Source organism: Mycobacterium timonense (assembly GCF_025821985.1).
Classification (GTDB): Bacteria; Actinomycetota; Actinomycetes; order Mycobacteriales; family Mycobacteriaceae; genus Mycobacterium; species Mycobacterium avium.
This window is the reverse complement of the sequence record NZ_JACKSY010000019.1, coordinates 98,446-112,322: the sequence shown is the minus strand read 5'-3', so window position 1 is coordinate 112,322 and position 13,877 is coordinate 98,446. Positions and strand designations below refer to the sequence as shown.

General features: G+C 68.8%; 14 protein-coding genes. 11 read left to right on the top strand and 3 right to left on the bottom strand.

Annotation, left to right across the window (positions count from 1 at the left end):
• Positions 1-3: 3 nt before the first annotated feature.
• Genes H7I87_RS06300 through H7I87_RS06265 form a run of 8 tightly spaced genes read left to right on the top strand, consistent with a single transcriptional unit; the run spans position 4 to position 8,858 of the window.
• The gene (locus H7I87_RS06300) at positions 4-1,206 is read left to right on the top strand and encodes a virulence factor Mce family protein (protein ID WP_063966948.1); all 1,203 of its coding nucleotides are present in this window, start codon (positions 4-6) and stop codon (positions 1,204-1,206) included.
• Entirely contained in the window at positions 1,206-2,258 is a 1,053-nt protein-coding gene (locus H7I87_RS06295) for a virulence factor Mce family protein (RefSeq protein ID WP_011723688.1), read from the top strand. Before H7I87_RS06300 ends, H7I87_RS06295 begins: the two co-directional genes overlap by 1 nt.
• The gene (locus tag H7I87_RS06290) at positions 2,248-3,312 is read left to right on the top strand and encodes a virulence factor Mce family protein (RefSeq protein WP_011723689.1); all 1,065 of its coding nucleotides are present in this window, start codon (positions 2,248-2,250) and stop codon (positions 3,310-3,312) included. Before H7I87_RS06295 ends, H7I87_RS06290 begins: the two co-directional genes overlap by 11 nt.
• A complete protein-coding gene (locus H7I87_RS06285) occupies positions 3,309-4,736 on the top strand; it encodes a virulence factor Mce family protein (protein WP_009974839.1) in 1,428 nt (475 codons plus the stop codon). Before H7I87_RS06290 ends, H7I87_RS06285 begins: the two co-directional genes overlap by 4 nt.
• Positions 4,733-5,887, top strand: a complete 1,155-nt coding sequence (locus H7I87_RS06280) for an MCE family protein (protein WP_009974841.1) — start codon at positions 4,733-4,735, stop codon at positions 5,885-5,887. The genes H7I87_RS06285 and H7I87_RS06280 overlap by 4 nt, the downstream gene beginning before the upstream one ends.
• Positions 5,888-5,899: 12 nt before the next feature.
• The gene (locus H7I87_RS06275) at positions 5,900-7,624 is read left to right on the top strand and encodes a virulence factor Mce family protein (protein ID WP_003875728.1); all 1,725 of its coding nucleotides are present in this window, start codon (positions 5,900-5,902) and stop codon (positions 7,622-7,624) included.
• Between the two features lie 11 nt (positions 7,625-7,635).
• Positions 7,636-8,367: an Rv1363c family protein gene (locus H7I87_RS06270; RefSeq protein WP_011723691.1), complete on the top strand. Its 732-nt coding sequence runs from the start codon at positions 7,636-7,638 to the stop codon at positions 8,365-8,367.
• Entirely contained in the window at positions 8,367-8,858 is a 492-nt protein-coding gene (locus H7I87_RS06265) for a mammalian cell entry protein (protein ID WP_009974843.1), read from the top strand. Before H7I87_RS06270 ends, H7I87_RS06265 begins: the two co-directional genes overlap by 1 nt.
• Before the next feature lie 12 nt (positions 8,859-8,870).
• Here H7I87_RS06265 and H7I87_RS06260 read toward each other — a convergent pair whose 3' ends face one another.
• The 3 genes from H7I87_RS06260 to H7I87_RS06250 form a co-directional block, all read right to left on the bottom strand.
• A complete protein-coding gene (locus H7I87_RS06260; protein WP_009974845.1) occupies positions 8,871-9,449 on the bottom strand; it encodes a hypothetical protein in 579 nt (192 codons plus the stop codon).
• A 92-nt stretch (positions 9,450-9,541) separates the two neighbouring features.
• On the bottom strand, positions 9,542-11,020 hold the full coding sequence (locus H7I87_RS06255) for an alpha,alpha-trehalose-phosphate synthase (UDP-forming) (RefSeq protein WP_033726299.1): 1,479 nt from the start codon (positions 11,018-11,020) through the stop codon (positions 9,542-9,544).
• Complete coding sequence (locus H7I87_RS06250; RefSeq protein WP_003875733.1) at positions 11,021-11,185, bottom strand: hypothetical protein; 165 nt, start codon at positions 11,183-11,185, stop codon at positions 11,021-11,023.
• Positions 11,186-11,266: 81 nt separating this feature from the next.
• Here H7I87_RS06250 and H7I87_RS06245 point away from each other — a divergent pair, with 81 nt between their 5' ends.
• The 3 genes from H7I87_RS06245 to H7I87_RS06235 all read left to right on the top strand — a co-directional run bounded on the left by H7I87_RS06245 (position 11,267) and on the right by H7I87_RS06235 (position 13,819).
• Positions 11,267-12,022 (top strand): ABC transporter ATP-binding protein, encoded by a 756-nt coding sequence (locus H7I87_RS06245; RefSeq protein ID WP_009974853.1) that lies wholly within the window; start codon positions 11,267-11,269, stop codon positions 12,020-12,022.
• Entirely contained in the window at positions 12,019-12,801 is a 783-nt protein-coding gene (locus H7I87_RS06240) for an ABC transporter permease (protein ID WP_003875735.1), read from the top strand. Before H7I87_RS06245 ends, H7I87_RS06240 begins: the two co-directional genes overlap by 4 nt.
• 82 nt (positions 12,802-12,883) lie before the next feature.
• The gene (locus H7I87_RS06235; RefSeq protein WP_003875736.1) at positions 12,884-13,819 is read left to right on the top strand and encodes an enoyl-CoA hydratase; all 936 of its coding nucleotides are present in this window, start codon (positions 12,884-12,886) and stop codon (positions 13,817-13,819) included.
• Positions 13,820-13,877 lie beyond the last annotated feature (58 nt).

Below are 13,877 nucleotides of genomic sequence, written 5' to 3'. Positions count from 1 at the left end.
GACATGGCAGACACAGGAGCGCGACGCACCACCGTCCGGCTGGCCGCAGCAGTGCTGGCCGGCCTGATGGTGGCTTTCGCTGTGCTGACCTATCTTTCGTACACGGCGGCCTTCGCGCCGATCGACACCGTCACCGTGTCCGCGCCCCGCGCCGGGCTGGTGATGGAGCAGGGCGCCAAGGTCAAATACCGCGGCATCCAGATCGGCAAAGTCGAGGCCATCGAGTACTCCGGCGACCAGGCGCGGCTGACGCTGGGCATCAACAGCAAGGACATGCATTTCATCCCGTCCAACGCCACCGTGCACATCGCCGGCAACACCATCTTCGGCGCCAAGGCGGTGGAATTCATTCCGCCGCAAACACCTTCGCCGACCTCCCTGCGCCCGGACGCCCACGTCGCGGCCACCTCGGTGCAGCTGGAGGTCAACACCTTGTTCCAGTCGCTGATCGACCTGCTGCACAAGATCGACCCCGTCGAACTCAACGGAACGCTGAGCGCCTTCTCCGAAGGCCTGCGCGGCCACGGTGATGACCTGGGCGGCATCCTGTCGGGGCTGAATACGCTGACCCGCCAAGCGAATCCGAAGCTGCCGGCGTTGCAGGAGGACTTCCGCAGGACCGCGGTCGTCAGCAACGTCTACGCCGACGCCGCGCCGGACCTGAACACCGTCTTCGACAACCTGCCCACGATCAACAAGACCGTGGTGGACCAGCAGAAGAACCTCGACACCACGCTGCTGGCCACCATCGGCCTGGCGAACAACGCCTATGACACGTTGGCCCCGGCCGAGCAGGACTTCATCGACACCATCAACCGGGTGCGCGCCCCGCTGAAGGTGGCCGCCGACTATTCACCGGAATTCGGCTGCCTGTTCGCCGGCATCGAGCGCGACATCAAGGAATTCGCCCCGCTGCTCGGCGTCCGCAAGGCGGGCCTGTTCACCTCGTCCAGCTTCGTGCTGGGCGCGCCGTCGTACACCTATCCCGAATCGCTGCCGATCGTCAACGCCTCCGGCGGGCCGAACTGCCGTGGGCTGCCGGACATCCCGACCAAGCAGACCGGCGGCTCGTTCTACCGGGCGCCGTTCCTGGTCACCGACAACGCCAACATCCCGTACGAGCCGTTCACCGAACTGCAGGTCGACGCGCCCTCCACGCTGCAGTTCTTGTTCCACGGCGCCTTCGCGGAACGGGACGACTTCTGATGGCCGGCTCGGGAATGCCCTCGCACCGCTCGATGGTGATCAAGGTCAGCATCTTCGCGGCGGCCATGCTGTTGGTGTCGGCCGGACTGGTGGTGGTCTTCGGCGACTTCCGGTTCGGCCCCGAAAGCACTTACCACGCAACGTTTGTCGACGTGTCCCGGTTGAAGGCCGGCCAGAAGGTGCGCATCGCCGGTGTACCGGTCGGTGCGGTGGAGGCCGTGAAGCTCAACCGGGACAACACCATCGACGTGACCTTCGGCGTGGACAAGCGCTACACCCTGTATTCGTCCACCCGCGCGGTGATCCGCTACGAAAACCTGGTCGGCGACCGGTATCTGGAGATCACGTCGGGCCCCGGCGAGCTGCGCAAGCTGCCGGCGGGCGGGACCATCAACAGCCAGCACACCCAGCCCGCACTGGATCTCGACGCGCTGCTGGGCGGACTGCGGCCGGTGCTCAAGGGCCTGGACGCCGACAAGGTCAACACCATCAGCAGCGCGGTCATCCAGCTGCTGCAGGGCCAGGGCGGCGCGTTGTCCAACGTGCTGGCCGACACCAGCGCGTTCACTTCGGCGCTGGGCCAGCGCGATCAGCTCATCGGTGACGTGATCAACAACCTCAACACGGTGCTGACCACCGTCGACCAGCGCAGCGCACAGTTCTCGGCCAGCGTCGACCAGTTGCAGCAGCTGATCACCGGGCTGGCCAAGCACAAGGACGACATTGCGGGAGCCATCCCGCCGTTGGCCTCGACGACGACGGATCTGACTGAGCTGCTGCAGAATTCGCGCCGGCCGCTGCAAGGCGTGCTGGAGAACACCCGCCCGTTGGCCACCGAGCTGGACAACCGCAAGGCCGAGGTGAACAACGACGTCGAGCAGCTGGGCGAGGACTATCTGCGGCTGGCCGCACTCGGCGCCTATGGTTCGTTCTTCAACATCTACTTCTGTTCCGTGACGATCAAGATCAACGGCCCGGCCGGTAGCGACATCCTGCTGCCGCTCGGCGGCCAGGTGGATCCCAGCAAGGGGAGGTGCGCTTTTGTCAAGTAACGCACCGCGTGAGCGCGATCCACTGCGCACCGGCATCTTCGGTGTGGTGCTGGTGGTGTGCGTCGTGCTCATCGCGTTCGGTTACGCCGGATTGCCGTTCTGGCCGCAGGGCAAGATCTACGACGCCTACTTCACCGACGCCGGCGGCATCAATCCCGGTAACGCCGTGTACGTTTCGGGCCTCAAGGTCGGCAAGGTGACCGACGTCGGCCTGGCCGGCGACAGCGCCAAGATCAGCTTCAGCGTCGACCGGCACGTGGCCGTCGGCGACCAGTCGCTGGCCGCCATCCGCACCGACACCATCCTCGGCGAACGCTCCATCGCGGTGACCCCGGCCGGCGGCGGCAAGGCCACCACCATCCCGCTGAGCCGGACCACGACCCCCTACACGCTGGCCGGTGCGCTCGAGGACTTGGGATCCAACGCCAGCAACCTGAACAAGCCCCAGTTCGAGCAGGCGCTGCACGTGCTGACCGACACCCTGCACGACGCCACCCCGGAGCTGCGCGGTGCGCTGGACGGTGTGACCTCGCTGTCGCGCGCCCTGGACCGCCGCGACGAGGCGCTGCAAAGCCTGCTGGTGCACGCGAAGTCGGTCACCGGTGTGCTGTCCCAGCGCGCCGAACAGGTCAACAAGCTGGTCGACGACGGCAACGAGTTGTTCGCCGCGCTCGACGAGCGGCGGGCCGCCCTCGGCCGGCTGATCTCGGGGATTCAAGGCCTGTCGGCGCAGATCTCGGGCTTCGTCGCCGACAACCGCAAGGAATTCGGCCCGGCGCTGAACAAGCTCAACGACGTGCTGGCCAACCTCAACGAGCGACGCGACTACATCACCGAGGCCCTCAAGCGGCTGCCCACCTACGCCACCGAGCTGGGCGAGGTGGTCGGCTCGGGCCCCGGGTTCAACGTGAACGTCTACGGCGTCATCCCGGCGCCGCTGCTGGCGACGATGTTCGACTTCTTCTATCAGCCGGGCAAGATGCCGGCCAGCCTGGCCGACTACCTGCGCGGCCTGATTCAGGAACGCTGGATCATCAGGCCGAAGTCACCATGATGCAGCGGTTGGCCGGCAGCAGGGGGCTGCGCTACACCACCATCATCGCGCTGGTCGCGGTGTTGGTGGGTGGCGTGTATGTGCTGACGTCGCAAGCGAAAACGCGCAAGATCGTCGGCTACTTCACCTCGGCGGTCGGGTTGTATCCCGGCGACCAGGTGCGCGTCCTCGGCGTCCCGGTCGGCACCATCGACACGATCGACCCGCGGCCCACCGACGTCAAGATCACCATGTCGGTGTCCCAGGACGTCAAGGTGCCCAAGGACGCCAAGGCCATCATCATGTCGCCAAACCTGGTGGCGGCCAGGTTCATTCAGTTGACGCCGGCCTACACCGGGGGGCCGGTGCTGGCCGACGGCGCCAGCATCGGCCTGGACCGCACCGCCGTCCCGGTGGAGTGGGACGAGGTCAAACAGTCGCTGACCCAGCTGGCCGTCCAACTCGGACCGACGGCCGGATCGATGCAGGGACCGTTGGGCGCGGCGATCAACCAGGCCGCGGACACCTTCGACGGCAAGGGCGAGTCGTTCCACAGCGCGCTGCGTGAACTCTCGCAAGCCGCTGGGCGGCTTGGGGATTCGCGCGGCGACATCTTCGGCACGGTGAAGAACCTGCAGATACTGGTCAACGCGCTGTCGTCCAGCAACGAACAGATCGTCCAGTTCGCCGGCAACGTCGCCTCGGTGTCGCAGGTGCTCGCCGACAGCTCGCGGCACCTGGACACCACCCTGGGCACCCTCAACAAGGCGCTGTCGGACATCCGCGGGTTCCTGCACGAGAACAACTCGACCATCGTCGATACGGTCAACAACCTCAACGACTTCGCCAAGACGCTCAGCGACCAGAGCGACAACATCGAGCAGGTGCTGCACGTCGCGGGTCCGGGTATCGCCAACTTCTACAACATCTACGACCCCGCGCAGGGCACGCTCAACGGGCTGCTGTCCATCCCGGAATTCGCCAACCCGGTTCAGTTCATCTGCGGTGGGTCCTTCGAGACGGCCGGCGGCCCCCGGGCGCCGGACTACTACAAGCGCGCCGAACTGTGCCGCGAGCGGTTGGGGCCGGTGCTGCGCCGGCTCACGGTGAACTATCCGCCGCTGATGTTCCACCCGCTCAACACGATCACCGCCTACAAGGGGCAGATCATCTACGACACCCCGGAGACCCAGGCCAAGTCGGCGACCCCGGTGCCGCAGCTGACCTGGATTCCCGCCAAGGGCGCCCAGACCCCGCCGGCCGTGCAGAACCCGGCGGACCTGCAGGCCCTGCTGGTGCCGACGGCCCCGCAATCCGGTCCGGCGCCGGCCGGCGGCGCTCCAGCCCCGGGCCCCGCCCCGGGCAGCGCGTTCGGCCCGCGGCCCGGCCCGCCGCCGGGCCAGGCGCCCGGCGGGCTGGGCGCCGACTTGGGCGGTGGCGGATGAGCCGAATGTGGTTGCGCGCCGGCGGATTGGCGACGGGCAGCATGCTGCTGGCCGGCTGCCAGTTCGGCGGGCTGAACTCGCTGGCGATGCCCGGCACCGCCGGTCACGGCAGCGGCGCCTACTCGATCACCGTCGAACTGCCGGACGTGGCGACGCTGCCGCAGAACTCCCCGGTGATGGTGGACGACGTCACCGTCGGCAGCGTCGCCGGTATTTCAGCCGAACAGCGCTCCGACGGATCGTTCTATGCGGCAGTGAAATTGGCGCTGGACAAGAACGTGGTGCTGCCGGCCAACTCGACCGCGACGGTCGCCCAGACCTCGCTGCTCGGCTCGATGCACATCGACCTGAACCGCCCCAAGGACAGGCCGGCCGTCGGCCGGCTGACCGACGGGTCGAAGATCGCCGAGGCCAACACCGGTCGCTACCCCACCACCGAAGAGGTGCTCTCGGCGCTCGGTGTCGTGGTGAACAAGGGCAATGTCGGTGCGCTGGAAGAGATCACCGACGAGACCTACCGGGCCGTCGCGGGCCGCCAGGACCAGTTCGTCGACCTGGTGCCCAGGCTGGCCGAGCTGACCTCGGGGCTCAACCGTCAGGTGAACGACATCATCGACGCGGTCGACGGATTGAACCGGTTCTCGGCGAGCCTGGCCCGCGACAAGGACAACCTGGGGCGGGCGCTGGACACGCTGCCTGAGGCGATCCGGGTGCTCAACAAAAACCGGGACCACATCGTCGAGGCGTTCAGCGCGCTGCACAAACTGGCCGACGTCACCTCGCACATCCTGGCCAAGACCAAGGTGGACTTCGCCGCCGACCTCAAGGACCTGTACGCCGCCGTCAAGGCCCTCAACGACAACCGCCGCAATTTCGTCACCTCGCTGCAGTTGTTGCTGACCTTCCCGTTCCCCAACTTCGGCATCAAGCAGGCGGTGCGCGGTGACTACCTCAACGTGTTCACCACCTTCGACCTCACCTTGCGCCGGCTCGGCGAAACCTTCTTCACCACGGCGTATTTCGACCCGAACATGGCCCACATGAACGAGATCCTCAACCCGCCCGACTTCCTGGTCGGCGAGATGGCCAACCTGTCCGGACAGGCGGCCGACCCGTTCAAGATTCCGCCCGGCACGGCTTCGGGACAGTAAGGGGCGGACGCGATGCATGACAGACTGACCAAGATCCAGCTGGCGATCTTCGCCGTCATCACGGTCATCACGCTGACCGTCATGGCGGTCTTCTACCTGCGGCTGCCCGCCACGTTCGGCATCGGAACCTACGGTGTGAGCGCCGATTTCGTGGCCGGCGGCGGCCTGTACAAGAACGCCAACGTCACCTACCGCGGCGTGGCCGTGGGCCGGGTCGAGTCGGTGGGGCTGAGCCCCAACGGCGTGATCGCGCAGATGCGGCTCAACAGCGAGACGGCCATCCCGTCGAACGTCACCGCCACCGTCAAGAGCGTGTCGGCGGTGGGCGAGCAGTACATCGACCTGGTGCCCCCGAGCGCGCCGGCATCGACCAAGCTGCGCAACGGATCTCGCATCGAGCGGCAGAACACCCGGATCGGCCAGGATGTGGCCGAGCTGTTGCGGCGGTCCGAGACGCTGGTCAACAGCCTGGGCGACACCCGGCTGCGGGAGCTGCTGCACGAGACGTTCATCGCGGCCAACGGCTCGGGCCCCGAGCTGGCCCGGCTGTTCGAGTCGGCCCGGCTGCTGGTGGACGAGGCCAACGCCAACTATCCGCAGGTGTCGCAATTGATCGATCAGGCCGGCCCGTTCCTGGAGGCCCAGATCCGCGCCGGCGCCGACATCAAGTCGCTGTCCGACGGGCTGGCCCGGTTCACTTCCGAAGTGCGGCAAGCCGATCCGCAACTGCGCGACACCCTGGCGACCGCGCCCGGCGCCACCGACGAGGCCAGCACCGCGTTCTCCGGCATCCGTCCCTCCTTCCCGGCGCTGGCCGCCAGCCTGGCCAACCTGGGCCGGGTGGGCGTCATCTACCACAAGTCGATCGAGCAGCTGCTGGTCGTGCTGCCGGCGCTGTTCGCCGCGATCACCACCGCGGCCGGCGGCGGGCCGCAGGACGAGGGCGCCAAGCTGGACTTCAAGCTCGACCTCAACGACCCGCCGCCGTGCGCCGTCGGGTTCCTGCCGCCGCCGTTGATGCGCACCCCCGCCGACGAGACGGTGCGCGAGCTGCCCAAGGACATGTACTGCAAGACCGCGCAGAACGATCCGAGCACCGTGCGCGGCGCGCGCAACTACCCCTGCCAGGAATTCCCCGGCAAACGCGCCCCGACGGTGCAACTGTGCCGCGACCCGAAGGGCTATGTGCCGATCGGGCGCAACCCGTGGCGCGGCCCGCCGGTGCCCTATGACACCCCGGTCACCAACGGGCTGAACGTATTGCCGCCCAACAAGTTCCCGTACATCCCGCCGGATGCCGAGCCCGACCCCGGCACGCCGATCGTCGGGCCGCCGCCGCCGGGGGTGGTGCCCGGGCCGGGGCCGCTGCCCAACAAGCAGCCGGCCTACGCCCCGCCGCCCCCCAACGACAACGGGCCGCCGCCGCCGTTCACCTCGTGGCAGCCGCCGGGGGTGCCGCCGGTGCCGCCACAGCTGCCGTACCCCAAGTGGCTGCCGCCGCCGGCGCCGCCGGAGGGCATCAATCCGCCGCCGGCGGGTCCGGGGCCGGAGAAGCCGTGGGGGCCGCCGCCCGGCGGGCAGCCGCAGGCCAGCGGCCCGGCGTACGCCACCTATGACGAGAAGACCGGCGCGTTTGTCGATCCGGCCGGTGGCACTGGTATCTTCGCGGCCGGCGCGACCGGGACCTCCGGCGCCGAGAACTGGGTGGACCTGATGCGTGATCCAAGGCCTATGTGATGGAGCCGGTAATGGACCCTGCCGGGGCGGACGCCGCCGCGGCCGACCAACCGACGAGCAGGCCGCGTGCTCGTCGGCGCGCCTCCCGCGCGGCGGGCCCGGCCAAGAGCGAGTCGACCCAGGCCGTGACCGTCGCGACCGAGGTGGCCGCACCGGCGCCCGCCCCGAAACCGTCGGCCAAATCCGGCAAGACGCTCAAGTCGCTCAAGCCGCCGCCGCGGCGCCAGCCGCACCGGACGCTGGTGGCGTGGATCTCGTTCGCGGCGGCCGTGTTGGCGGTGGGGGCGCTGGCCGGTGGGGTGGCGGTGCTGTTTGTCCAGCAGCGCGACGCCCAGGCCAAACAGTCCCGCGACCAGCGTTTCGTCGACACCGCCACGCAGACGGTGGTCAACATGTTCAGCTACAAGCAGGACAACATCGACGAGAGCGTGAACCGGTTCGTCAACGGCACCAGCGGGCCGCTGCGCGGCATGCTCAGCGCCAACAACAACGTCGAGAACCTCAAGGGGCTGTTCCGCTCCACCAACGCCACGTCGGAGGCCGTCGTCAACGGCGCCGCGCTGGAAGGCGTTGACGCCGTTACCGATAACGCGTCGGTGCTGGTGTCGGTGCGGGTCACGGTCGCCGACATCGACGGGGTCAACAAGCCGTCCATGCCGTACCGGTTGCGGGTGATCGTGCACGAGGACGACGCCGGGCGGATGACCGGCTACGACCTGAAGTATCCAGACGGGGGCAATTGATGCGATGGCGGCGCCGGCTGCTCGTCGCCGCGGGTTACCTGCTGGCCGTGGCGTTCGTCGGGCTGTCCGCGGTGGCCGGCGCGATGTATTGGGACCGGGTCCAGACCCGCGGTGAGCAGGCGGCGCGCGCGGTGCTGCCCGGCCTGGCCGCCAAGGAGATCCCCGAGGTCTTCGCCTACGACTACCAGACCGTCGAGCGCAGCCTGTCGGCCGCGTACCCGTTGTTGACGCCGGACTATCGCGCCGAGTTCCAGAAGAGCGTCAACAACCAGATCATCCCCGAGGCCAAGAAGCGCGAAGTGGTGGTGCAGGCCAACGTCGTCGGCGTGGGAGTCATGTCTGCCCAACGGGATTCGGCGTCGGTGATGGTGTACATGAACCGGACGGTGACCGACAAGTCCCGCCAGCCGCTCTACGACGGCAGCCGGCTGCGGGTGGACTTCAAAAAGATCGGCAAGCAGTGGCTGATCGCCTACATCACGCCGATCTAGCCCCGCACCGGTTCAGTAGCACATCGCAATACCGTTGCAGTACAACGGGTATCGCTCGATCGGGCTGGGCGGCGGACCGGTCATCTGCAGCGAGAACGGCTGCTTCTTCATCTCCGGCTGCAGCCCGCACACCGCGCCGTGCAGCGTGGTGTGGGTGCCGCTCATGGTCTCGTCGCTGAACGCGTAGGTCTCAGTGGTGGGCGCGGTGCCCCCGCCCGGGCAGGACACCCCGTTGTCCTTTTGCACCTTGAACGTCCACAGCATGCTCGACATCCGCGCGCGGCCGCTGAAGTTCTGCAGCTTGTCGGCGGCGCTGATCTGCTCGGGCGTCGAACTGACGATGTTCAGCGCGCAGTTGAACGCGAAGACGATCGGGTCGGAGTAGTCGTTCATGTTGCGGGTTCCGGACGGCTGATCGCACAGCGCCGAGATGGTCCAGGTGACCCCGGAAACGCCGGCCTCGTTGTAGTTGTAGGTGCCGTCCGCCGGCGGGCCGACGGCTTTGGCCGGCTGCCCGGATTGCACCGCGAGTCCGGTGCCCACCGCCATGACGACGGCGGCGCCTGCGGCCAGGCCGTGACGGAGCTTCATCGCAACCGCCTCTCCTTCACGTTCGACGCCGCCTCTGAGTATCACAGCGTTGCCGCGCCGGCACCATGGGTGCCCCCGGCGAGAGCGCCCGATCAGCCGTCACGCGGCCCCGACTCGGCGAGCGCGTCGAGGAACGAACGCGCCCAGCGGTCGACGTCGTGCGCGAGCACCTGCCGGCGCAACGACCGCATCCGGCGCCGGCCCTCCTCGACGGATTGGTTGAGCGCGGCCTCGACGGTGTCCTTGACGCCCTCCAGGTCGTGCGGGTTGACCAGATACGCCTGCCGGAGTTCGGCTGCGGCGCCGGTGAATTCGGACAGCACCAGCGCCCCGCCGAGGTCGCTGCGACAGGCCACGTACTCCTTGGCGACCAGGTTCATCCCGTCGCGCAGCGGCGTGACCAGCATGACGTCGGCCGCCACGAAGAACGCGATGAGTTCGTTGCGGGGGACCGGCCGGTGCAGGTAGTGCACCACCGGATGCCCGACCTCGCCGTATTCGCCGTTGATGTGGCCGACCTGGCGTTCGATGTCGTTGCGCAGCTGCTGATAACTGTCCACCCGCTCCCGGCTCGGGGTGGCCAGCTGCACCAGCACGGTGTCGTCGCGCTTGGCGCGGCCCTCGGCCAGCAGCTCCGAAAAGGCTTTCAGCCGAACGTCGATGCCCTTGGTGTAGTCCAGCCGGTCGACGCCGAGCAGCACCTTGCGCGGGTTGCCCAGCTCGGCCCGGATCTCGCGGGCGCGGCGCCGGATATCGCGGTGCCGGGCCGTCTGGTCGAGCGCCGTGGAGTCGATGGAGATGGGGAAGGCGCCCACCCGGACCACGCGGGACTCCAGCTCCACCTCGCCGTAGCGTGACCGCACCCCCACCGCGCCGCGGGAGGTGTTGGCGCCGATCAACCGCCGGGACAGGAACAGGAAATTCTGGGCGCCGCCGGTCAGATGGAACCCGACCAAATCGGCGCCGAGCAGGCCCTTGACGATCTCGGTCCGCCACGGCAGCTGCATGAACAGCTCCACCGGCGGGAACGGGATGTGCAGGAAGAAGCCGATGGTCAGGTCGGGCCGCAGTTCGCGCAGCATCGCCGGCACCAGCTGCAGCTGGTAGTCCTGCACCCACACGGTCGCGCCGCGCGCGGCGGCGCGCGAGGTGGCCTCGGCGAAGCGGCGGTTCACGGCGACGTAGCGGTCCCACCATTCGCGGTGGTAGATCGGTTTGACGATGACGTCGTGATACAGCGGCCACAGCGTGGCGTTGGAGAAGCCCTCGTAGTATTCGGCGACGTCGTCGGCGCTCAGCTTGACCGGCCGAAGCTCCAGCTCGTCCTGGACGATCGGGTCGTCCTCGTGGTCGACGTCCTCGTCGACGATCCCGGGCCAGCCCACCCATGCCCCGCGCTGGCGGCGCAGCAGCGGTTCGAGGGCGGTGACCAAGCCGCCGGGGCTGCGCTTCCAGGCCGTGCTGCCGTCGGGAAGCCGCTCCTGATCCACCGGCAGCCGGTTGGCGACCACGACGAAGTCGGAGTTGCCGTAGCTGGCCGTCTTCGAGCCTCGCCCTCCCCCGGGAGCCATTTACGTGTCGAGCTTCGCCGGCCCAATACCGAGCATGGACAGGAAGACCCGGCACTCGTCGGCGTCGTTGGCGTACGCCGCCACGACCCGCCTGGCCTGGCTCGCAGTGCTGTCGGCGACCGGCTCGACGTCGCCGATTTCGCCCGGATCAGATTTCGTAGGCATGACTTAACTGTAAGCGACGCGCGCGAGCGGCCGCAGCTGTGTCTCACCAGCTAACGGGCGTCGAGCGTATTTATCGCCGGTTTGCAGGGATTCGCCGCGCCGCGCGCGAAGACACGGTCGGCCGGCGCCGCGGTGTTGCAGGATGAGCGGGTGACCGCTGAGGAGCCGGTGTTCGAGTTCGTCGACGTCGTCGTCGAACGGCGCGGGCTGCGGGCGCTGGACGGGCTGACCGCCGCGATTCCCGGGCGCGGCGTGACGGCGGTGTTCGGGCCGTCGGGATCGGGCAAATCGACCCTGCTGCGGTTGTGCAACCGGCTGGAGCTGCCGACCAGCGGGCGGGTGTCCTTCTACGGCTCCGACATCGCCGGGCTGGACCCGCTGTGGCTGCGGCGCCGGGTCGGCATGTGTTTCCAGCGCCCGACCCCGTTCCCGGGCACCGTCGCGGACAACCTGCGGGTGGCCGACCCGGACGCCGACGAGGCGCGCATGCGCGAGACGCTGGACCGGGTGGCGCTTACCGGTGCGTGGTTGGACCGCGACGTGCTCGCCCTGTCCGGCGGCGAGGCGCAGCGGGTGTGCCTGGCCCGCACGCTGATGGCCCGCCCACAGGTGTTGCTGCTGGACGAACCCACCTCCGCCGTCGACGCCGAAGCGGCCGAAGTCATCGAGCGGGCGGTGCGGGAGCTGGCCGCCGACGGCACGCCGGCGCTGTGGGTGACCCATGACGCGGCGCAGGTGACGCGGGCGGCCGACCGGGTGCTGCGGCTGGAGCGCGGCCGCAGCCTGGGGCTCAGCCAAGTCGGCGGCGGGCCCGACGACGGCGCGGTGCCGCGATGAACGGCCAGGTCGGCTGGCTGGGCCTGGCGACGTCGCTGATCCTGGTGGCGTTCGCGGGCGCGATCTCGCTGTGGCGGCGGTTGGGCCTGGAGCGCCAGCTGCTGTGGGCGGCCTCCCGCGCGTTGGTGCAGCTGCTGCTGGTGGGCGGCGCGCTGACGCTGCTGTTCGAGCCGGGCCGGTCGCTGTGGTGGTCGTGGGCCTGGGTCGCGGGGATGGTCGGCTACGCCGGGGACGTGGCCCGGCGGCGGGCGCCCGAGGTGCCGCGGTTCGCCCCGCTGGCGGTGGCGGCGTTCGCCGCCGCCGCGGTGGTGACGCTCGGGGTGCTCTTCGGGCTGCGGGTGTTCCCGCTGCAGGGGCGCACCCTGGTGCCGGTGGCGGGGATGATGATCGGCAATTCGATGACCGCCATGGTGCTGGTGGCCCGGCGGTTGGTCGACGAGCTGCGCGACAAGCGCGACGAGGTCGAGGCCAGGCTGGCACTGGGGCAGCCGTCGGGCCAGGCCGCCTCCCCCTACCTGCGGATCGCGTTGCGGTCGGCGATATCCCCGCAGATCGAGACGACCAAGGCCACCGGCCTGGTGTTCCTGCCGGGCGCGATGACCGGGCTCATCCTGGCCGGCGTGCCGCCGCTGCAGGCGGTGCTGGTGCAGGCCGTGGTGATGTTCTTGATCCTGGGTTCGGTCGCGGCCACCACGGTGGTCGTCGCGCTCGGCATCGTCCGGCTGGTGTTCACCCGCGACCATCGGCTGCGGCCGCTGGATCAGCGGCCGCCGGATTGACCGTCAACCCCGGGGCGTTCCGGTTACACACTGGCCGTAATGTGTAAACAATCCTGAGCCGACGACAAGCGAGGTGGGCGCAATGACTCTCTCCGAACAAGCGGGGGCGCAGCCCGGCGCCCGGCCGGCCGAGGAGCTGGTGACCTACGAAACCCTCGACGAGGGCCGCATCGCGCGCATCTGGCTCAACCGGCCCGACGCCCACAACGCGCAGAGCCGCGGGTTGCTCGTTCAGCTCGACGAGGCGTTCGTGCGGGCCGAGGCCGATGACGCCGTTCGGGTGGTCATCCTGGCTGCGCGCGGCAAAAACTTCTCCGCCGGTCACGACCTGGGCTCGGAGCTGGCGCTCGCCGAACGCCAGCCCGGGCCGGGCCAGCATCCGACCTTCCGGTTCAACGGCGCCACCCGCGATCCTATCGCGGAGAAGACCTACCTGCAGGAGTGGCACTACTTCTTCCAAAACACTTGCCGCTGGCGCGATCTGCGCAAGATCACCATCGCCCAGGTGCAGGGCAACGCGATCTCGGCCGGCCTGATGCTGATCTGGGCGTGCGATCTGATCGTGGCCGCCGACAACGCCAAGTTCAGCGATGTGGTCGGCGTCCGGATGGGCATGCCGGGCGTCGAATACTACGCGCACCCTTGGGAATTCGGCCCCCGCAAGGCCAAAGAGCTGCTGCTGACCGGTGATGCGCTGGACGCCGACGAGGCCTACCGGCTGGGCATGGTGTCCAAGGTGTTCCCGGCCGACGAATTGGCCGACAAGACACTGGAATTCGCGCGCCGCATCGCCGAGCGGCCGACTATGGCCGCCCTGCTGATCAAGGACTCGGTCAACGCCGCCTCGGACGCGATGGGCTTCACGGAGGCGCTGCGGCACGCGTTCCACATCCACGAGCTGGGTCACGCGCACTGGGCGGCGCACAACGAGAACCGCTATCCGGTCGGCCTGCCGCCCGACGTCGAGGACTGGCGCAACGCCAAGCCGACCAGGCTGGCCCGCCGCGACACCCCGTAGCGAGCCCTAACGAGACCGGGGGTAGCGATATTCACCCCGAGGGGACATGCTTCTATAG

Bases quoted from the DNA above. Each gene is read 5' to 3' on its own strand.
- H7I87_RS06300 (WP_063966948.1), top strand. From the start codon at position 4: ATGGCAGACACAGGAGCGCGACGCACCACCGTCCGGCTGGCCGCAGCA.
- H7I87_RS06295 (WP_011723688.1), top strand. From the start codon at position 1,206: ATGGCCGGCTCGGGAATGCCCTCGCACCGCTCGATGGTGATCAAGGTC.
- H7I87_RS06285 (WP_009974839.1), top strand. From the start codon at position 3,309: ATGATGCAGCGGTTGGCCGGCAGCAGGGGGCTGCGCTACACCACCATC.
- H7I87_RS06280 (WP_009974841.1), top strand. From the start codon at position 4,733: ATGAGCCGAATGTGGTTGCGCGCCGGCGGATTGGCGACGGGCAGCATG.
- H7I87_RS06275 (WP_003875728.1), top strand. From the start codon at position 5,900: ATGCATGACAGACTGACCAAGATCCAGCTGGCGATCTTCGCCGTCATC.
- H7I87_RS06270 (WP_011723691.1), top strand. From the start codon at position 7,636: ATGGACCCTGCCGGGGCGGACGCCGCCGCGGCCGACCAACCGACGAGC.
- H7I87_RS06265 (WP_009974843.1), top strand. From the start codon at position 8,367: ATGCGATGGCGGCGCCGGCTGCTCGTCGCCGCGGGTTACCTGCTGGCC.
- H7I87_RS06260 (WP_009974845.1), bottom strand. From the start codon at position 9,449: ATGAAGCTCCGTCACGGCCTGGCCGCAGGCGCCGCCGTCGTCATGGCG.
- H7I87_RS06255 (WP_033726299.1), bottom strand. From the start codon at position 11,020: ATGGCTCCCGGGGGAGGGCGAGGCTCGAAGACGGCCAGCTACGGCAAC.
- H7I87_RS06250 (WP_003875733.1), bottom strand. From the start codon at position 11,185: ATGCCTACGAAATCTGATCCGGGCGAAATCGGCGACGTCGAGCCGGTC.
- H7I87_RS06240 (WP_003875735.1), top strand. From the start codon at position 12,019: ATGAACGGCCAGGTCGGCTGGCTGGGCCTGGCGACGTCGCTGATCCTG.
- H7I87_RS06235 (WP_003875736.1), top strand. From the start codon at position 12,884: ATGACTCTCTCCGAACAAGCGGGGGCGCAGCCCGGCGCCCGGCCGGCC.